Source organism: Arachnia sp., assembly GCF_057238465.1.
The window spans coordinates 13,675-32,314 of record NZ_DBHHFZ010000011.1 but is presented as its reverse complement, the minus strand read 5'-3'; the positions used below and the strand labels follow the sequence as shown (position 1 = coordinate 32,314).

Genomic DNA, 18,640 nt, shown 5'->3' with positions numbered 1-18,640 from the left:
GCAAACGTGAACAAGGCCAGCAAACCGCGAATAGGGCCAGCAAACCGGCGCCGCTTGTGTGGACCGAAAACCTCAGGCACCCAGGAGGGCCAAGGGAACCACGGCCACCCCGTCGGGGCGCCTGTAGGCGTGTTCACCGGTGTTGAGCAGCACCAGGTCAGCCACCTGGTCTCCCAGTTTTTCCTTCAGCCACAGGAGATGCCGCACGTCTCTGTCCGAAGCCGCCCGATTCAGCTTGATCTCGAAGGCCACGATCCGCCCGTCCTCGCCCTCAACGATCAGGTCCACCTCCTGCTCGCCGCGTTTGGTGCGCAGGTGGAACACGTCGCCCCCCGACACCTGAGCGGCGCCTCGAACGGTGAGCATCGCCAGATTCTCGAAGAGTCCTCCGACCAACGATCCGCGCGACCCGAGCCACCGTCCCTGCCCCTTGGCCAGTATTTCCGGGGTTGCGCGGAGGAGGACGGCAGCGAGCGCGGGATCAGCCAGGTGATGTTTGGGTGCCTGCACCAGGTTGCGGAGCGAGGTTCCGAGGGGACGCCACGCGGGCACGGGGTCCAGGAGCCACAGGGAGGTCAGCCAGTCACGGTAGCGGCTGACAGTCGCTTTGGTGGGTGGATCGGCATCACCCGGGGTGGCCGCGGTCCTGATGGTCTCCCAGGTTGCCGTCGTACCCACGGCCGAGGCATAGGCGCTCAACCACCCCATCAGGGAGGCAGGGCGACGAATCGAGACGCCGCGTTCGTCGGGGAGCTCGCGTTCGAAGATCCGGGTCGTGTAACTGCGCAGCTGCGCCGTCCGCACGCGAGGAGGAAGCCCGCGCAGCCCCGGGAAACCCGACGCGAGAATCTCCTCCAGGTAGTCACTCACTCCCATCGGGCTCGTTCCCGACACCTCTGCTACCCCTCGGAGCAGGGCGGCCATGCCGACCGACGGTTCGACCCGATCACGTTCACAAAGCGCCATGGGCCGTATTCGCAGGGAAAGGATACGTCCGGCTCCACTGTGGATCGGGGCGTCCAGACATGGCGATGCGCTACCGGCCAGCAGGAAGCTCCCGGGGTCGGCGCCGTCGTCCACGGCCCTGCGCACCGCATCCCAAACCGCGGGGACCCGCTGCCATTCGTCGATGAGCAGCGGCTTGGGAAGCCGGGTAACCAGTTCCGGATCCGCCCTGGCCATTCGCCAGTGCTGTTCAAGATCCAGGCGCAGCTCGTCGACGACCCGACGGGAGGCGGTTGACGTCTTCCCCACCCCCTTGGGACCGTCCAACGTGACCGCGGCGACGTGCGGCATGAAGGCGTCCAGCTCCTGATCAACCAGCCTCGCAAGCAGTCAACTATCCCTCTGGGAGAAGAACTACTATCCCTCTGGGCGCCGCGGTGATGTCAGCCAACCAACCGTTCGGGCAGGTCTACCACACCCACTCCTCTTGCTTCACGGTTTGCTGGCCTTGCCGTCCATTCGCTGGCCTTACTCCTTGTTTGCTGGGCTTGTTCATGTTTGCTGGCCTCACAGCGCAGGCAAACATGAACAAGCCCAGCAAACCGCAAATAGGGCCAGCAAACCGGTGATAGGGGCTTCTCGGAGGACCCGATGGGCCAGCGGGCAAACCCACGGACGACAGGCCGATCCGACACCCCCTCCTCCGAGGTGGCACGTCGCGACGGTCGCGACGACCCACCCCGAGGACCTCAGGGGAAACCACGTCAGAAGCCGATACTCCATTCCTCGATCTGGCCGCGGGCATAGGCCGCCTGCCCCAGGTGGGTGACCGCGTCGTCGATGATGCTGACCAGCCGCACCCCGCGGGTGACCGGCGGATTCCACTTGGTGTCGATCACCTCGTCCAGATCGTCGGCGGACAGACCCGAGACGTAGGTCTTGAAAGCCTCGGCGCAGGCCTGGAAGTAGTCGAGCAGCAGGGCAGGGTCCTCGACGCACAGCGCGGCGATGTCCTCGGCGGTGTCGCCGAAACCGATCGACTTCGGGCCGCGGTCGATTCCGAGGCGCTCACCCCAGCCGTCGGTGATCCACAGCTGCTCCGAGATCTGCCCGGCACTGGCCAGCCACGCCACCTGAATGTCCATCTGCCGGGCGGCGTGCCACACCAGCCAGGCGATCGAGTTCGCCCGGCCGCCGGGCATCGCGTGGAGGGTCTCCCTGGAGATCTCCTTGAGCACCGTCCGGGCCGTCTCGACGGGCCGGTTGACCGAATCAATCAGAACTGCTTGAGCATCCATGAATCGATCCTGCCACCGTCCGGCAAACCGCCTTCCCGGCGCCACGCACCGGACGGCGTAGAGTCCCGGACCCGTGTCACGGTTTCGTGGCGTGAATCCGAAAACGCCGCTGCGTGACCGTGATCCCGGGGCTGGCGGCCAGCTCCGACAGCCGTTCAAGGTGTTCGTCCACGCTGAACCCGGGCACATCCCACGGCACGTAGCCGAGGTAGATCACCAGGGCCTCGACATCGGTGAACCGCATCTGCCCGCACCACTCGTCAACCTGATCAATCCTCATCCCGACGGCCTCGAGATCGGCGACGAATCTTTCCGCCGTGACCTCGGGGTAGGCGAAACCGGTCTCGAACCATTCGTGGATCTCCTCCGCATCGCGGCCATCCACCTGCTGGGTCAGCAGCCGTCCCCCGGACGCGAGCACCCGGGCGACCTCACCGGCATCGATTCCTTCGTGACGCGACATTACCAAGTCCAGCTCTCCGTCCCCGAAGGGCATGGCCTGCCCGGTTTCCGCGTCATAAGGCAACACCTCGATGCCTCGCGTCCCCAGGTTTCGCCGCGCCACCGCAAGGTTCGGTTCCCACCCCTCCGTCGCGACGACGGTACGGGCCCCTCCCCGGTCATCAGGAAGCGCGTCGACGAGACGGATGAGTCGTTCACCTCCCCCGGTGCCGAGATCGGCGATGGCCCGGGCCTCCCGCATCGCATCCAGGCAGTCGGCCTCGAAATCCCACCAGGGATCGTCGGCGATGAGCCTCCCCTCCAGGGCAGAGAAGTCCCAGCCGGTCATCCTCGCCTCGGCGTGTGCCCGTCGCAGCGACTCCAGGAGGTCGTGTTCCATGTTCCTTCTTCCTTCCCGGTTCCGAAGGTTCCCGTTGGGGACCCACCAGTCTCACAACTACCCGAAAGCCAAAAACCGGTCTCGTCACCCGCCCACGGTGCCATTCAGCAGATGGCGGGGTCCACCGGCACCCGGTCGAGGTCCTCCAGGGCGATGACATCGTCGTGGATGCCGTTCGCCTCCCGCAGGTGGTCGTCGGTGGTGGTGTACCGGGTGGAGAAGTGGGTCATGGCCAGACGGCGGGCCCCGGCTGCTGCTGCGATGCGGGCCGCATCCAGGGCGGTGCAGTGTCCGTGTTCGACCGCCAGCTCCCGCAGGTCGCTGGTGTAGGTGGCCTCCATGACCAGCAGGTCGACGTTCTCGGCCAGTTTCTCCGCGGCCGGGCAGGGCCGGGTGTCCATGACGAACGCGAATGACCTCCCCCGTCGCGGACGCGACACCTCCTCCAGCCGGGTGATGACACCGTCGATCTCCACCCGGCCCTCGCGGTTCAGCTGCCCGACGGCGGGGCCGCAGATGCCGCGGGCGGCCAGGGCCTCCGGGTCGAAGCTGACCCCGGGCAGGTCCTCCACCCGGTATCCGATGGCGGGGACGCGGTGGTCGAGGCAGGCCGCCGAGAGGACGAAGTCCTTGGTCCGCAGCACCTCACCGGGCTCCGGGCCCGCGTCGACGGGCAGGAACCGGATGTCGGCCTGGTCGTGGTAGATGCTGGCGCGGTGGAGCCTCTCGACGTACTCCTGTCCCTGGGCCGGGTAGACCACGGTGACCGGGTGGGGCACCTGTTCCAGGGAGATGCGCTGCAACACCCCGGGCAACCCGAGGCAGTGGTCGCCGTGGAGGTGGGTGAGACAGATGACGTTGATGCTGCGCGCCGAAACCCCGGCCCGGGTCATCTGCCGCTGGGTGCCCTCACCGCAGTCGAACAGGACACCGCTGGCTCCCCACCGCAGCAGGTAGCCGTTGTGGTTCCGCGTCTTCGTGGGCACCAGACTGGACGTTCCCAGCGCGACGAACTCACGATCGCTCATCTTCTCCTCCTCGTTCAGCCCCCGGGACCTGTTGCGAAAAGCGCTACCCGAGCGAGGATTCACCGAGCGGGGTGAGGCGGTGACCCGCCATCGTGTTCCTGTACCGGGTCGTACCGGCCACGATGCTGGGACGCCGAATCGCCCTATCCGGCGCGCCGCAGCCGGGCATGACTTCCGCAACAGGACCCATACCCTACGGGACCGGCTCGGGTCCCAGGACCGGGGCTGCCGGCACGACTCACCGCAACCCGCACCCTCGGTGGCTGCTCCCTAGCTGAACGCGTCACCCGGGAAAACCCCACCCGGAACCTCTCACCGGCGGGGCGGGTCCGGAATGGCTCCGGTGGCGGACGAGAAAACGACGTGACGGGGATGCAGGATCACGAGTCCGTCCTTCTCGAACATGAGCCGTCTCGATCGTCCTTGAACTCCTGACCGGGAACGATTGCCGATTCCGCTCCCGGGTTTCTCGGTGTCACGCCCTCCCGTGCGCAGGAACGACGCCCCCACCTGTCACGACGGTTTCCGCGCCGCTACGATGACCCCCGTGTCCGTGGGACCCGGGTGTGATTTCCGAGCTTCCCTGTACAGGAATTACTTCCACATCACACCGCTCCTCCCCGGACACCCCCATTCTTGACACCCGGAGATTCGATGCTGAGCGCGGACGAGGTCACACGCGAGGACCTGTTGACCTTCCTCAACGCCGCCTTCGCATCCACCGGGCAGGCCGAGTTCCTCACCGGCGCCGACGAGCAACGCCTGGGGCTCGGTTTCCTCCACGAGTACGTGCGCGGCAACTATCGTCGCCTCTACGCCCGGCTGCTGGCGGTCGGGGTGAATCACTTCAATGTCGCGCAGATCATCATCGGACTGCTCAGCAGCGGCCGCGACACCCCCGACGACTTCCGCAGCGAGGAGAACGCCCTGTTGCACGCGGGGTTGCGTTCCCTGCCCCCGCAGCGGGTCTGGAAACTGATGGCACGGCTGCGCCGGGAGGACATCAACAATCGTCGTACCCGCGCCCTGATCCGCGACTACATCGCCGAACATCCCGACCTCGCCTTCCACGCGGTGAAGTACCGCCGCAAGATGGCGGGGGCGATGCGTCACGCGCACCTGCATCCCGGCGGTGAGCTGGCCAATTTCCTGTTCGGCAACCACAAAGCCCCCTTCGACACCCCGATCCTGGAGCGCTACCGGCAGGCACGGTTCAGCAAAAGTGCGGTCCGCGAGCTGCCGTTCAGCGTCGCCCAGGGCCTGGCCGCCAAGCACGGCATCAGCCCCGACGAGCTGCTGAAGAGCATGGGAAACCGCCTCACCGAACGGGAACGGCTCCGCGTCGCCGGGCGCAGCGACACCGTTCAGGTGCGTCCCGAGAAGCTGTCGCTGACCGAGCTGGCCGGCTATGTCCTGGGAGTCGAAACGCCGCGGGACGAGATCGGCTGGTTGGCGGCCTCCGCTCGGACGGTGCTGGCGCGCAGCGGTCCCCTGCCCCTGACCGGGAGGGTGGCCGCCGTGCTGGACAACTCGTTCTCCTCCTCGGGTTCCCGCGAGAAACGCCGCCGGCCGCTGGCCGTCGCCTGGGGCGTGGACCAGCTGCTGCGGGCAGGGCTCACCGACCACGACTACAGGGCTTTCTGGACGCATCCCATCGCCGAAGGAGAGGTACCCCATCCGCGGGGACAGACGAATCTCACGGAGCGGTTGATCGACGCCCTCGACTGGGGTGCGACGACGGTGCTGGTGGTCTCCGACGGCGTCGAGAACGACCCTCCCGGGGTTTTCCACGCCGCCCTCGAAGGTGCGTCGCGGATCGTCCCGGAGCTGTACGTGCTCCACTTCAATCCCGTCTTCGACCCGCAGGAGTTGCAGGTGAGCAGCCTCAGCCCGCTGACCCGCTCCATCGGATTGCGCAACGCCGAGGATCTGCCGACGGCACTCGGTTTCGCGCGCTACGTCACCGGCCACGGCGACCTGGCGGAGCTGGAGGCCTACCTCGAACGCCGGGTGCGGGATTTCCTGGAGGGAACAGGACATGCGTGAGATGGCACCGCCCCTCGAGCTGACGGGCCTGCGACCCGCCCCCGCGCAGACCTTCGGGGCTTTCCGGTTGATCCCGTTGCTGCGAGAGACCCCCTGCGAGGATGTCCGGTTGTCGCGTGCGGTCATCTCACCCGGTTTGAAAATCGTCGACCTGCCCGGCCGGAAGAGCTACATCGCCTTCGTCCCCCACGGGTTGCGTCTGACCTGGGGTTCGGCCGCGGGCACTCAGGTGAAGAAGAAGGACACCCCCGACGACTGGCAGTTCCTCGAGTCGGTGCACCGGCTGCGGAAGAAGGACGGTGAGGACGCGCTGCGTTTCCTGCCGCAGCACCTGGCCATCGAGGGTCTCCTAGAGCTGCACTTCAAGCCCCCGACGATCGCTTGGCAGGAGTTGTCGCAGGGGTTCAGGAACCTCGGGATGACCCACCGTTCGGAATCCTTCTTCTCCGGGCGGGAGATTCCCGGATACGCCACCGCCCTGCGGACCTTCGAGCTTCACCGCGATCAGGTCGGGATGCTGGTCCACGCCTCCGACACGCTGATGGCGGCCTTCGTCGTGCCGGCCGCCGAGGACTACAGGATGCTGCACCGCACCCTCCTCGACGATCTCTACGGCGAGTTGATGATGACCTACGCCCTGAACCGGCCCCACCGCTGGCTGGTGGATGCGGACCCGCACTTCTCCGGGGCCACGAGCATCGACGGGCTGCGCGAGGCGTTGGAGCGCGTGCGTCGCGACTGGTCCGAGACCACCACCGAGATCCTCCTGGGTGACTGGAAGGATCGTCCCCTGCTCACCGAGACGGTCTATCATCCCGGGAGCATGCGCCTGGAACGCTTCGTGACCGACCTGGAGCTGCGCCGCCCCAACCACATCGGGGAACGCCTGGTCCGTGACGACGGCGAGCTGCTCTACGTCAACACCCTGCGGTTGAGTTCGGCCCAGACCCGGCGCGCCCACCTGCTGCACCAGCTCTCCATGCACGACTGGAACCTGCACGAAACCGCCGCAGCTCTCGGCACCGACCTTCCCGGGCTGGTCGCACGGATCACCGCGCGGGGTTTCGGACACCTGATCAACAACACCGTCCGGGAGCAGGCGGCGAAGAAACTCCGGGAGCAGGGGCGTCTGCCTCGTCACCAGGGACTCCGGGAGACCCCGCACACAGACGCCCCGTGACTGGTGGCCGCCTGGCCGTGGAACAGGGGTTAGAACGTCGCTGTCGCGTCGCGGTTCATGAACGCGCCGTGCCCGGTGGTGGTGTTCCAGCAGGTCAGGCCCGCGTCCTCGGAGGCACACACGTGGTCCCCGTGGTAGACGACGGTTCCGTATTCCACCTGCTGGCCGGGGGTTTCCGGTTTCTGGAACAGGGCAGGTTCGCTTCTCGAGACGATCTCGGGTTCCGCCTGGTCCGCGGAAGCGGGACTCTTCATCCTCACCCACCATTTGGGACCCAGTTCGTCGGAGCCGTAGGGCTTGCTGTCCGTGTAGTTGACGACCCCGCAGCCCGCGCTCGTGTCCGAGAACTCGCAGCTGATGTTCTTCGACGGGGTGACGATCACCGCGTACCCCGAATGGACGGCGGTGATCGGGGTGGCATTCGCGGGTCGTGGTCCGCCCGCCCCCGGATAGGCGCCCGGGATCGACACCGGCGAGCGCTTCGCGGACGGCGATACCCCCGACCCTGCGGAGGGACGAGCCGTGGGCAGGGCGATGCCCGCCGAGTCCTGGGCACTCGGCGCACCGGAGTCGGAGGTCGTGTTCTGCTCCGTCCCGGAAGAACCCCCGCAGCCGGCAAGCAGCCCCGCGACGAGCACCAATGCGAGCAGCGGACGGAAGCAACGACGGGCGGGCACGGACATGGTGTCTCCTCCTGGCTCTCTGCGCCCTGGCGGGCAGTGGGCATCCCCCACTCTGTCACGAAGACCCCTTCAAGGAGGAGCCCCGGGATCATTCCGCCGCGGTCCGTGACGACATGTGCCCAACACAGGTCCATCCCCGGGCCGGTATCGTCCGCGACCATGCCGCCGGGCGGGGCACCGCCCCAAAACCCACCATCCCAACCCGGATGGGAAAACTTGAGGCAAGATGTCCCTGTGAGCAACGTGACCTCCCAAGCATTGACAGACAAAGCTGTGCGCACCGCGCGACGATGGGCGCAGCGCTCCCTCGCCTACCCGGAGCCCCGGGCGGCGAAGCTGCTGGCCAGTGCCCTCGACCACCCAGAGGGGCTCCGCTTCACCCTTGAGTTCGTCGACGGCGTCCTGCGCCCCGAGGATCCGGCGGTGGCGGCAAAGAACCTGGGTCGTCTGGCGCGGCAGCCCGTTCCCTTCCTCCCCCCCTACCTGCGTGCCGGCCTGGGGCTCGGCGTCGCCCCCGCGCCCCGGGCAATGCTGCCTGCCGTGCGGCGCGCCTTTTCCCTGTTGCTGGGCGATCTCGTCGTCGACATCGGCAGCGACCTCGGACCAGCGTTGGCCAGGTTGCGCAAGAGCGGCGCGAGCCTGAACATCAATCTTCTGGGCGAGGCCGTCCTGGGTGACGAGCACGCGTCGTCGCGGCTCAACCGCACCATCGAGCTTTTGAACCGGCCCGACGTCGACTACGTCTCCATCAAGGTTTCCTCGGTGATGGGCCCCCACTCGCCGTGGGCCCACGACACGACGGTGGAGGAGGCCGTGGTCCGTCTCGGCCCGCTGATGGAGGCCGCGAACAGGTCGGGCAAGCTCGTCAACCTCGACATGGAGGAGTACCGCGACCTCCACCTCACCCTCGAGGTGTTCGAACGGTTCGCCATGAAGCTGCCGAAGCTGAGGATGGGCCTGGCGGTCCAGGCCTACCTGCGCGAGTCGCCGCTGATGATCGAGCACATCCAGAAGCTGGCGCGGCGCCGCTGCGAGGCGGGTGGCATTCCGCTGCGGGTGCGTCTGGTCAAGGGCGCCAACCTGGCGATGGAACGCACCCAGGCGGAGCTGCGCGGCTGGCCGAACCCGATCCTGCCGTCGAAGGTCGAGACCGACGCCAGCTACCTCAGCGCCCTCGACCGGCTCCTGACCCCCGAATCCATCAAGACCCTGCACGTCGGTTCGGCCAGCCACAACATCTACAGCCTCGCCACCGCCGTCGAGCTGGCGAAGGCCCGCGGCATCACCTCGGGCTTCGACATCGAGATGCTGGCGGGCATGGCGGTGCCGTTGCAGCGGGTGATTCTCGACGAAATGGGTGCCCTGCGGCTCTACGTTCCCGTGGTACCCCGCAGCGAGTTCGACTCCGCGATCACCTACCTGGTGCGACGTCTGGAGGAGAACGCCGCACCGGAGAACTTCATGTCCGGGGCGGCCTCCCTCGGCCGTGACATCGCCTTCCTCGACAAGGAGGAGGGACGTTACCGCGACGCCGTTGCGCTGGTCGGCTCCCCCACCCCGGCCGCTTGGGCGGTCCAGGAACGCAGCGAACCGACGTCCGTGTTCGCCAACGCCTCCGACACCGATCCCGCGCTGCTCAGCAACCAGCGGTGGGCCGATTCCATCCGCGAGTCGCTGCCCGCGCCCGATCTCGGCAGCGGCACCGTGACGGAGGGCACCCTGAACTCCGCCAAGGCCCTCGACAAGGTGCTGGAGACCGCCGTCGCCGCGGGGAAGCGCTGGGCCGCGACCCCCGCGAAGGAACGCGCCGCCGCGCTTCACCGGCTGGGTGTCGAGCTGGAGGCGATGCGCACCGAGCTGGTCACCGTCGCCGCCGACGAGGTGGGCAAGCTCATCGACCAGGCGGACGTCGAGGTTTCCGAGGCCTGCGACTTCGCCCACTACTACGCCTCCCTCGCCGGGGAGGAGGTCGACGGCGCCACCCACCGTCCACCGCGGGTCACCGCGGTCATTCCGCCGTGGAACTTCCCGATCGCGATTCCGCTGGGCGGGGTCGCCTCCGCCTTGGCCGCGGGGTCGGCGGTGCTGCTGAAACCCGCATCCCCGTCGCGTCGCTGCGCGGCACTGCTTGCCGAGGCGTGCTGGCGGGCGGGCCTGCCACGCGACCTGGTGCAGTACGTCGTCATGGGTGATCGCGCGCTCGGCGAGAAGCTGGTGCGTGACGAACGCGTCGAACTGGTCGTGCTGACCGGGTCGGCGGAGACCGCGGAGATGTTCCGTTCCTGGCGGCCGAATTTGCCGTTGCTGGCCGAGACCTCCGGCAAGAACGCCCTGATCATCACCCCGTCGGCCGACCTGGATCTGGCCGCCGCCGATCTGGTGGCGTCCGCGTTCGGGCACGCGGGACAGAAGTGTTCCGCCGCGTCGCTGGGCATCCTGGTCGGGTCGGTTGCCAGGTCGAGGCGTCTCCTGGACCAGATCATCGACGCCGCGTCGTCGTTGACGGTGGCGTGGCCGGAGGATCCGGCGGCCCAGATGGGTCCGCTCACCGAGGTGCCGGGCGAGAAACTGAGGCGTGGTCTCACCGAGTTGGAACACGGGCAGACGTGGTTGCTGAAACCGCAGCGCATCGACGACAGGCTGTGGCGGCCGGGCATCCGGACCGGGGTGCGGCCGGGCAGCGCCTTCCACCAGGTGGAGTACTTCGGCCCGGTGCTCGGGTTGATGGCGGCCCGCGACCTGGCGCAGGCCGTGGAGTGGCAGAACGGCACCGAGTACGGCCTGACGGCAGGTCTGCACTCCCTCGACGCGGAGGAGATCCAGTTCTGGCTGGACCGCGTGAAGGCCGGCAACCTGTACGTGAACCGCGGGATCACCGGGGCCATCGTGCGGCGTCAGCCCTTCGGTGGGTGGAAACGTTCCGCGGTCGGCACCGGCGGCAAGGCCGGTGGTCCGAACTACGTGGTGGGTTTCGGTTCTTGGGAACCGAAGGATCTCGGCCCCGCAGGCGCCCTCACCGACCCGAAACTCGTGCATCTCTTCCGGGCCGCCGCCCGGGTGCTCGACGAGCAGCAGCTCGAACAGCTCAACGTCGCGGCCACCTCGGATCAGGCGGCCTGGCGGACCCTGTTCGGGGTCTCGCACGATCCGTCGGCCCTGAAGGCGGAGATCAACGCGTTCCGGTACCGTCCCACGCCGGTGACGGTCCGGGTGGAGGTCGATGACCCGGTGCGTGTGCTGCGGGAGGCCTCGGCGGCCCTGGTCACCGGTTCCGCCGCCACCTTCTCGTTCCGTGACGCCCCGTCGGAGGAGCTGTCGGAGGTGCTGACCGGTCTCGGCCTGGCGGTCGAGGTGCAGGACGATGCCCGGTTCGACCGGGGCGTCCGGGGCCGGGTGCGGCACCTGGGTGAACGGGACCTGCTGACCGCGGTGGGCGGTTCCATCGACGTCAGCGTCCACGCCGGCCCGACCCTCTACCCGGGTCGCCTGGCTCTGCTGCCCTACGTGCACGAGCAGGCGGTCTCGGTGACGAACCACCGCTTCGGGCACCCGACGCCGCTGACCGACGACCTGCGCATCTGACACCCGCGCCGTTCCGTCGGCAAACGGACCTCAGGGGTCTCCCGGTGAATTCCGGGAGACCCCTGTCGCTTTGTCGTCCCGGTGGAGCACAATGGCGTTGATGTCAACGAGACCTTGAGGAATCGGCGAAGGGGTGACGACCATGCATGTTGCCATTCGAGCGATTCTCTCGATTCTGGTCTGCCTTTTTCTTCCGCTCCTGCTCGCTTCTCTTGTTTCCTCAGTGGCTCGCGTTGGGGTGGTGGAATCAACGCTCCTCTACATCATTGTTGTTGGATGCGTGGCCTACAGCTGGCGATACGCCAAGCGGAAGAGAGAACGCCGCCTCGCGCGAGAGAAAACCGAGACCTGACGGCATGAAACCTGGTTGTTCTCCGGGAAAATCAGCGACCTCCGGTCAAAGTTTCCTCGGAGAACAGCCGATGCCGAATCGAACAGCACGGGGAGCGCCAGCACTCGACTCGAAACCACCCTTTCGAAGCTGGTTGAGCCAGCACGTGAGCGCCAGCGAACGGCTGAGTCGAAACCTCCTGCGCCCGAAAAACAGACCCGACCACAAGCCCCCATACATACGCAAGACGGTTTCGACACGGGCCGCTCCTTCGTCGCAGCCCAGCTCAACCAACTTCACCACTCCCAAGCCGGTTGAGCCAGCACGTGAGCGCCAGCGAACGACTGAGTCGAAACCTCCTGCGTCCGAAAAGCAGACCCGACCACAAACCCCGGCCCCCGTCTCTTAGGGACAGGACATAGAGTTGACGACATGATCCTGATTGTCGTGAAGTTTCCCGTGAAGCCCGGACTGGCCGACGAGTTCATCGAGGCGGTGGGGCCTTTCACCTCCGCCACCCGCGCCGAGCCGGGCAACAAGTGGTTCGAGTGGTCCCGCGGCGTGGAGGACCCGAACGAGTTCGTTCTGGTCGAGGCCTTCAATGACGACGCCGCCGAGGCCCACGTCACCTCCGACCACTTCAAGGCCGGACTCGAAACCATGCGTCCCTTCCTGACCGCCACCCCCAAGATCATCTCGCGCACCGTCGACGGCGACGACTGGGACGCCATGGGAGAGCTCAGAATCGACTGACCCCGGGCGGCTGGGTGCCGTGGACGCCGCGGGCCCGTTACCCGCGGAGGCGGACCCGGCGGACGAGCGCCGTCGCGGCAGCCCCACCGACCATCACCATGGCCCCGGCCCCCATCAAGATGATCGGCGAGACGGGACCGTCCGGCGTCGTCGCGGCCACGGGGGCCGCACTGCTCGGCGGTGTGCTGGGGGTCGGCATCGCCTCCGGGGTGCTCGCGACCTGCGTTGGCGTGGGTGTGGGGGTCACCGTTTCCGACGGGGTTTCGGTGGCCTCGGGGGTCTCGGTTGTCTGCGTCGGGGTGGCGGACTCGGTTTTCTCGCTCTGCTTCCGTTCGCCGCTCCGGGACGTCTTCTTATTGCCCGAGCCTCCGGACTTCGTCGCGGTGGGCGTGGCGCTCCTGGTGTTCTTCCCGGTTTCCGACGAGCCGGACCGTTTCCCGGAGCCCCGGCCGCTCTCGGTCAGTCCCCTGCCGATGGGATCGCCGTAGCTTCCGAAGTTCTGGGTGGCGTACCAGGACCCGCTGCCAGATTCGTAGGCGATGCCGATCCCCAGGGAGTCCGCGTTGGGGTCGGTCATGTTGGCGTAATGCGGCGGGGAGTTCAGCCACTGGTCGAACAGCTGCGCCCCGATGTCGCCGCCGTCACCGCGCATGGCGATGTTCTCCGACGCACCCCGCCACCCCTGCGGGTAGTGGTCGGCGAAGTTCGGGCGGTGCTCCATCGATTTCCGGGAGGCCATCTGTTCGGACCAGTCCTGCGCCACCGCATCCAGCTCGGCGATCCGGATGACCGGTTTCAACCCCAGGCCGGCCCGCAGGTTGTTGACCTTGTCCAGGATGGTCCGGGTGTGCTCCGCCCCCTTGCCGCTGACGTCCACAGGGAGAACAGCGGGCCGTTGTTGCCCCGTCCCGGCGTGGGCCGTCGGGATGATGAGTGAGACCGCAGCAGTCAGCAACGCCACCAGGAGCAGGCGAACCATCTTCATCGGTAGTCCTCTCGGATTGGGAAGGCACCAACCATCCAAGCAGTTCCTTAACGTTTTTTCAGGTTCCGACGCACATTTTTCGGACACATCAAGGAACAAAACCCCAGTTCATGGGCTTCAAAACCTGCTCACCCCCGCCCGGAGGCTCTCAAGAAAATCTCAGGATATGCGCGCAGCGAGCATCCAAGATGCCCACTTGACCGAAAGGCCGACATGGTCCGCGAGGGGATTTCCGCGCGTCCGGCCCAGGACTTCCGCCGCATCCCGCAGGCATTGGCGCAGCGCCGGGACGGCAGGGAAACCTTTCCGGTCCGGCCAGGCCAGGCACGCCTCGGCACAGTGGCGCCCTCGCGGTGACTCATCCGCCCGATGCTCACCATCAGGATGCCGTCGGCGACGACGGCCTCCTTGGTGCCGAAATGCCGGCAGAAGGTCGTGGGTGAGACGTCGACGGCACTCTTCCAAGCCCGTCGCCCAAGACCTCCCGGCGTCTCAGGAGGTCGCGAGGACGTGTTCGTAAACGTAGTCGTCGCAGACCTGGTCGCCCACCGGCATGGTTTTCACACCGACCCTCACGAAGCCGTGTTTCTCGTAGAACCGGCAGGCACGGACGTTGCCCTGGTTGGTGTTGAGCCAGATGGCTGCGACGCAGAGGTCGTCGACGGCGATGCGTTTGGCCTCGTCCAGCAGGGCTCCGGAAACAGCGCCGCCGTGGCTGCCGAGGCGCACGTAGCACTTGGACAGGTAGGCGGCAGGCAGGTGCGTGACCCCGAAGGAGGGATCCGGCAGGAAGTCGTCACCGGCCATCATGAGCAGGTAGCCGTCGAGACCGCCGTCGGTCTCGTGCACGAGGACGGTGTGCAGTGGCGCATCAAGATGGGTGCGGAACCGCTCAGGGCTGAGGTTTTCCTCGACGAAGACCGCGATGTCCTTGTCTGTGATCTCGGGCGGACAGGCCATCGGGAAGGTTTCCGCAGCCAGCGCGGCGAGTGCCTCCACGTCCGATTGCTTTGCGGCACGCACCCGGGATTCGCTCATGGGCGCACAGGCTAGCGGGAGCCCGCCCACCGGGTTTGGTGCGTCACGAATTGAAACGGACGAACGACCTGCACCCCTGCCCGGGGAGGTCGCGGATCTCGGTGAAACCGATCGACTCGTAAAACGCCCGCTGCCCCGGTTCCGCGTCGGTCAGGAGCACGTGCTGGCGCACCCGGCTGAAGGGGGCGAAGGCCCGGTTGACGAGCGTCGTCGCGATTCCGCGACGCTGGAAGGAGGGGTGGACGAGAACGTCCTGCAGGTAGGCGATGGTGGCCCGGTCGGAGACGATGCGCGCCAGGCCGATCAGTTCGCCGCCCGACCGCGCGGTGACCACGACCGCCGAGTTCTCCAGCCCGCGGATCAGGGCATCCAGGTCGTCGGTGTAGGCGGCCCATCCCACGGAGTCGTAGAGCGTCCGCGTCTCGTCGCGGGACGGGAGCCGGTCGATGTCGTAGCTCACCTCGTCGTCACACATCACGCGCCTATTCTTTCCCACACCCACCGTCTGCACGATCTGTACCGTAGGGGCTGTACTTTTTGTATCACAGGGGGCGTTCCATCTGTATCACAGGAACATCTGCGGGCACCGCACCCGGCTGCCAAACCCCTTGTCAAAGCTGCATTTCGTCGGCGTCTTCCCGTCCCTGCCCGCAGCTCAGGGATCTTCCGTTCCAGTCGGCGCCACGCCCCAGCAGGTATTCCCATTCCCGGCGGATCAGACCATCCTCGAACTCGAAGATGTCCAGTGAGCGCCTGCCGTCCGTGTCCACGAGCAGCGTGGCGATGCGTCTGCCGTCCTCGGATTCAAGCATCTGGTGCATCCTGAACCGGGAGGCCGACTGCGCATATGCAGCGACGATGGTCTCGCAGTAGCGCTCACGCCCTTTGATGACGTCTTCCCCCAGGACCCATTCGACCTGTGGGTGCAGGAACTCCCGGTAGTTGTCCCAGTCCCGCCGGTTCTCCGCTTCGAAGAACTCCATCAGCTTTCTTCGGTAATCACTCATCGCTCGCCCCTACCGGGACCAGTCAACCATCATTCACAGCATCGGGGCGGTCAGGAGGCGACGAGTCCCGACCCGGCCGGGTTCTGGTAGCCGGCGAAGTTCTGGGTGGCATACCAGGACTTGGTGGCCGAGTTGTAGGCCAAGCCGATTCCCAGCGCATTCGCGTCGGGGGAGACCATGTTGGCGTAGTGACCCGGCGAGTTCCGCCACTGCTCGAAGAGCTGGGCAGGGGCTGTACTTTTTGTATCATAAAGAGCGTTCTATCTGTATCATAGAACTTCATGGAGTACCGTCCGCGAGTCCTTGACATGGTCCTGGACGACCTGATGCCCGGGCTTCCCGCGATTGCTCTTGACGGCCCAAAGGGAGTCGGCAAAACGGCGACCGCTTCTCGTCGCGCCAGCCGCACCTGGGCCTTGGACTCCGAGTCGCAGCGGGCAATAGTCGCAGCTGAACCCTCCCGAGTGGCTGGGTCGGGCACCACGTTCATCGACGAATGGCAGCACGTGCCCGCCGTCTGGGACGTGGTTCGCCGAGCCGTCGATGACGGCGCCCAACCGGCTTCCTTCCTGCTGGCGGGAAGCGCCACCCCGAATCCCAGGGCTCCCATCCACTCCGGGGCAGGCCGAATCGTGTCGCTTCGCATGCGACCCATGGCCCTGTGCGAACGAGCGGGTTCGAATCCCACGGTCTCCCTGAACGCCCTGCTGCGGGGGGAAGCGGGGGCCCTGAGCGGGGACACCCCCGTCGGCCTGGATCACTATGCCCACGAAGTAGCCGCCTCGGGCTTCCCCGGAATCCATGGCCTACCGGAACGATTGCGCCGCATGCAACTGGACGGCTACCTGCAGCGACTGGCCTCGAAGGAGTTGAGGACGGAGGACGATCCGGTCCTACGCCGCCCCGAAACCCTCATGTCCTGGTTGCGTTCCTATGCGTCGGCCGAGTCCACCACGACCACTTATGAGAAAATCCGTGACGCCGCGGCAATCGGCGACGGCTCCCCTCCGAACCGACCCACCACGCTTCGTTACCGCGACTGGCTCACGAGCATGTGGCTCCTGGACCCCGTCCCCCCATGGCAGCCATTGGGAATCAACCTCGGGGCGCTGGCCTCTTCCCCGCGTCACCAGTTGGCGGATCCGGCCTTGTCGTTGCGTTTGTTGAATGGTTCGGCGAGATCCCTCCTGCAGGGTCATGACGACGTGGTCCTCCCCGGCTGCGCTCCTTTGTTCGGGCGCTTGTTCGAGGCTTTGACGACATTGACCGTTCGCGTGTGCGCACAGGTCTCGGATGCCGTGGTCTCACATCTGAGGACGAAACGTGGCGATCACGAGATCGACCTGATCGTCGAAGGCCCCGAAAGGGAGCTGCTCGCGATCGAGGTGAAACTCACGTCTGCGATAGGCGACGACGATGTCCGTCACCTGGACTGGCTGCGCGGCAAGCTGGGCAGTCGGCTCACGGATGCGCTAGTCGTGACGACAGGGCCCGCCGCGTATCGTCGCAGGGATGGGATAGGCGTCGTGCCACTCGCCCTCCTGGGCCCCTGATTCCTTGGTGTTCTTCCATCACGGGCCCGGGTGGTCGCGATTTCACGGCATCGGGGCGGCCCGATGACCGGCCGAGCCGATCCGGGCCGCCCCGATGTCGCGGACGCTGACCGGTGGTCAGGAGGCGACGAGTCCCGACCCGGCCGGGTTCTGGTAGCCGGCGAAGTTCTGGGTGGCATACCAGGACTTGGTGGCCGAGTTGTAGGCCAAGCCGATTCCCAGCGCATTCGCGTCGGGGGAGACCATGTTGGCGTAGTGACCCGGCGAGTTCCGCCACTGCTCGAAGAGCTGGGCACCGATGTCACCGCTGAGGGCACTGCCACCACGCATGGCGACGTTCTCCGAAGCCGAGCTCCAGCCGCTCGGGTAGCCGCTGGCGAACTGCGGCCGGTGCGACATCGAGTTCCTCGACGCCATCTGCTCGGACCAGTCCTGGGCGATCGAGTCCAGCTGGGCGTAGCGGGTCACGGGGTTGAGACCCAGGCTCACGCGCAGCTCGTTGACCTTGGTCAGGATGGTGCGGGAGTACGCGGCACTGCTTTGCGTGACGGTCGCAGGAGCGCCCTGCACGGCCGTCTGGACAGGCGCATCCGATCCGGCGGAGGCCTGGGCGACCGGAGCCGCGACGAGCGGCACGACGGTCAGCAGGGCACCCGCGAACAAACGCGTCATCTTCATGAAGCAGTCCTCTCTTGGTTAGGGAAAATGGACTGCGAACCACTCCAACACAGGACCCCGGACCCCGTCAGCCCACCCGAAGGAGGAGAACCGGGCAGGAGCGGCACCCCCTCAGTGGTTATTTACCGTTTGACTAGTATGTTTGCCCGCTCAACCAGCCGCTCGGGGATCCCACTCCCCCATCCGAACCCCCGGGCGTGTCACCGAAGGCGACACTGCAAAGAGAACTGTCACGCACCCCGGACGAGAACCGCCCCGGCGCGAAAATCAGCAGATGAATGCATTTACTGACCTTGCGCAGCCCAAAATTTCCTCGCGCCAGCGCGCCATCGAACCGACACTCCATCCGCCTGCTTGAGCGTCAACCAGCATTCGTACCAGTTCGTTCCATCATTACGACCACGAGGCCGAAAGCGCCACTCCACGGGATACCAATTCCACCCCGTCGGTACACCAGCCTTCCAGTCATCCGCCTGCGCTACAGCGCAAGCCTTTGACCACAAGACAAGCGTTCCCGCAGGAAAGACCAGCAGACGTCGAAAAGGCAGGCAGAGGGCGAGAAGGCAAGCGCACCGGGAGCCCCAGGGACGCGCACACCGAACCTCACGACCCCGACAGACCCCACCCCGTCGGTAAGCCAGCCTTCCAGTCATCCGCCTGCGCTACAGCGCAAGCCTTTGACCACAAGACAA

The 18,640-nt window shown here is 66.6% G+C and carries 15 protein-coding genes and 1 pseudogene; 5 read left to right on the top strand and 11 right to left on the bottom strand.

The features are described 5' to 3' along the window. Positions 1-72: 72 nt before the first annotated feature. From ACO6D6_RS11825 to ACO6D6_RS11810, 4 genes are all read right to left on the bottom strand, one after another. Complete coding sequence (locus ACO6D6_RS11825; protein WP_484785452.1) at positions 73-1,296, bottom strand: ATP-binding protein; 1,224 nt, start codon at positions 1,294-1,296, stop codon at positions 73-75. A 413-nt stretch (positions 1,297-1,709) separates the two neighbouring features. Beyond that, on the bottom strand, positions 1,710-2,243 hold the full coding sequence (locus ACO6D6_RS11820) for a mycothiol transferase (protein ID WP_484785451.1): 534 nt from the start codon (positions 2,241-2,243) through the stop codon (positions 1,710-1,712). Positions 2,244-2,319: 76 nt separating this feature from the next. Beyond that, complete coding sequence (locus tag ACO6D6_RS11815) at positions 2,320-3,084, bottom strand: class I SAM-dependent methyltransferase (protein WP_484785450.1); 765 nt, start codon at positions 3,082-3,084, stop codon at positions 2,320-2,322. A 104-nt stretch (positions 3,085-3,188) separates the two neighbouring features. Further along, complete coding sequence (locus ACO6D6_RS11810; RefSeq protein ID WP_484785449.1) at positions 3,189-4,112, bottom strand: ribonuclease Z; 924 nt, start codon at positions 4,110-4,112, stop codon at positions 3,189-3,191. Between the two features lie 654 nt (positions 4,113-4,766). Here ACO6D6_RS11810 and ACO6D6_RS11805 point away from each other — a divergent pair. Both ACO6D6_RS11805 and ACO6D6_RS11800 read left to right on the top strand, forming a co-directional pair. Beyond that, positions 4,767-6,158 carry a hypothetical protein gene (locus ACO6D6_RS11805; protein WP_484785448.1) on the top strand — a complete coding sequence of 464 codons (1,392 nt, stop codon included), beginning with the start codon at positions 4,767-4,769 and terminating at the stop codon, positions 6,156-6,158. Beyond that, positions 6,151-7,338, top strand: a complete 1,188-nt coding sequence (locus tag ACO6D6_RS11800; RefSeq protein WP_484785447.1) for an ARPP-2 domain-containing protein — start codon at positions 6,151-6,153, stop codon at positions 7,336-7,338. Before ACO6D6_RS11805 ends, ACO6D6_RS11800 begins: the two co-directional genes overlap by 8 nt. A gap of 29 nt (positions 7,339-7,367) precedes the next feature. Here the strand turns inward: ACO6D6_RS11800 and ACO6D6_RS11795 are convergent, their stop codons facing one another. Next, a complete protein-coding gene (locus ACO6D6_RS11795; protein ID WP_484785446.1) occupies positions 7,368-8,021 on the bottom strand; it encodes a hypothetical protein in 654 nt (217 codons plus the stop codon). Positions 8,022-8,255: 234 nt separating this feature from the next. Here ACO6D6_RS11795 and ACO6D6_RS11790 point away from each other — a divergent pair, with 234 nt between their 5' ends. After that, positions 8,256-11,603 carry a bifunctional proline dehydrogenase/L-glutamate gamma-semialdehyde dehydrogenase gene (locus ACO6D6_RS11790; RefSeq protein WP_484785445.1) on the top strand — a complete coding sequence of 1,116 codons (3,348 nt, stop codon included), beginning with the start codon at positions 8,256-8,258 and terminating at the stop codon, positions 11,601-11,603. Between the two features lie 763 nt (positions 11,604-12,366). After that, positions 12,367-12,687 (top strand): putative quinol monooxygenase, encoded by a 321-nt coding sequence (locus ACO6D6_RS11785; RefSeq protein WP_484785444.1) that lies wholly within the window; start codon positions 12,367-12,369, stop codon positions 12,685-12,687. Positions 12,688-12,724: 37 nt separating this feature from the next. Here ACO6D6_RS11785 and ACO6D6_RS11780 read toward each other — a convergent pair whose 3' ends face one another. The 5 genes and pseudogenes from ACO6D6_RS11780 to ACO6D6_RS11760 all read right to left on the bottom strand — a co-directional run. Next, positions 12,725-13,672 (bottom strand): CAP domain-containing protein, encoded by a 948-nt coding sequence (locus ACO6D6_RS11780; protein WP_484785443.1) that lies wholly within the window; start codon positions 13,670-13,672, stop codon positions 12,725-12,727. A gap of 492 nt (positions 13,673-14,164) precedes the next feature. Beyond that, positions 14,165-14,710, bottom strand: coding sequence for a GNAT family N-acetyltransferase (locus ACO6D6_RS11775; protein WP_484785442.1), 546 nt, complete (start codon positions 14,708-14,710; stop codon positions 14,165-14,167). 43 nt (positions 14,711-14,753) lie between these two features. Then, entirely contained in the window at positions 14,754-15,185 is a 432-nt protein-coding gene (locus ACO6D6_RS11770) for a GNAT family N-acetyltransferase (RefSeq protein ID WP_484785530.1), read from the bottom strand. Between the two features lie 136 nt (positions 15,186-15,321). Then, positions 15,322-15,717, bottom strand: coding sequence for a nuclear transport factor 2 family protein (locus tag ACO6D6_RS11765; protein ID WP_484785441.1), 396 nt, complete (start codon positions 15,715-15,717; stop codon positions 15,322-15,324). Positions 15,718-15,767: 50 nt separating this feature from the next. Further along, positions 15,768-15,950, bottom strand: a pseudogene (locus tag ACO6D6_RS11760) (CAP domain-containing protein); the annotation flags it as partial. Positions 15,951-15,998: 48 nt separating this feature from the next. Here ACO6D6_RS11760 and ACO6D6_RS11755 point away from each other — a divergent pair. Then, positions 15,999-17,270 (top strand): ATP-binding protein, encoded by a 1,272-nt coding sequence (locus ACO6D6_RS11755; RefSeq protein WP_484785440.1) that lies wholly within the window; start codon positions 15,999-16,001, stop codon positions 17,268-17,270. Positions 17,271-17,387: 117 nt separating this feature from the next. Here ACO6D6_RS11755 and ACO6D6_RS11750 read toward each other — a convergent pair whose 3' ends face one another. Then, entirely contained in the window at positions 17,388-17,948 is a 561-nt protein-coding gene (locus ACO6D6_RS11750; RefSeq protein ID WP_484785439.1) for a CAP domain-containing protein, read from the bottom strand. Positions 17,949-18,640 lie beyond the last annotated feature (692 nt).

Coding starts and splice junctions, on each gene's coding strand:
- ACO6D6_RS11755 (WP_484785440.1), top strand. CDS start 15,999: ATGGAGTACCGTCCGCGAGTCCTTGACATGGTCCTGGACGACCTGATG.
- ACO6D6_RS11800 (WP_484785447.1), top strand. CDS start 6,151: ATGCGTGAGATGGCACCGCCCCTCGAGCTGACGGGCCTGCGACCCGCC.
- ACO6D6_RS11785 (WP_484785444.1), top strand. CDS start 12,367: ATGATCCTGATTGTCGTGAAGTTTCCCGTGAAGCCCGGACTGGCCGAC.
- ACO6D6_RS11815 (WP_484785450.1), bottom strand. CDS start 3,084: ATGGAACACGACCTCCTGGAGTCGCTGCGACGGGCACACGCCGAGGCG.
- ACO6D6_RS11820 (WP_484785451.1), bottom strand. CDS start 2,243: ATGGATGCTCAAGCAGTTCTGATTGATTCGGTCAACCGGCCCGTCGAG.
- ACO6D6_RS11795 (WP_484785446.1), bottom strand. CDS start 8,021: ATGTCCGTGCCCGCCCGTCGTTGCTTCCGTCCGCTGCTCGCATTGGTG.
- ACO6D6_RS11805 (WP_484785448.1), top strand. CDS start 4,767: ATGCTGAGCGCGGACGAGGTCACACGCGAGGACCTGTTGACCTTCCTC.
- ACO6D6_RS11810 (WP_484785449.1), bottom strand. CDS start 4,112: ATGAGCGATCGTGAGTTCGTCGCGCTGGGAACGTCCAGTCTGGTGCCC.
- ACO6D6_RS11825 (WP_484785452.1), bottom strand. CDS start 1,296: ATGCCGCACGTCGCCGCGGTCACGTTGGACGGTCCCAAGGGGGTGGGG.
- ACO6D6_RS11750 (WP_484785439.1), bottom strand. CDS start 17,948: ATGAAGATGACGCGTTTGTTCGCGGGTGCCCTGCTGACCGTCGTGCCG.
- ACO6D6_RS11775 (WP_484785442.1), bottom strand. CDS start 14,710: ATGAGCGAATCCCGGGTGCGTGCCGCAAAGCAATCGGACGTGGAGGCA.
- ACO6D6_RS11770 (WP_484785530.1), bottom strand. CDS start 15,185: ATGTGTGACGACGAGGTGAGCTACGACATCGACCGGCTCCCGTCCCGC.
- ACO6D6_RS11780 (WP_484785443.1), bottom strand. CDS start 13,672: ATGAAGATGGTTCGCCTGCTCCTGGTGGCGTTGCTGACTGCTGCGGTC.
- ACO6D6_RS11765 (WP_484785441.1), bottom strand. CDS start 15,717: ATGAGTGATTACCGAAGAAAGCTGATGGAGTTCTTCGAAGCGGAGAAC.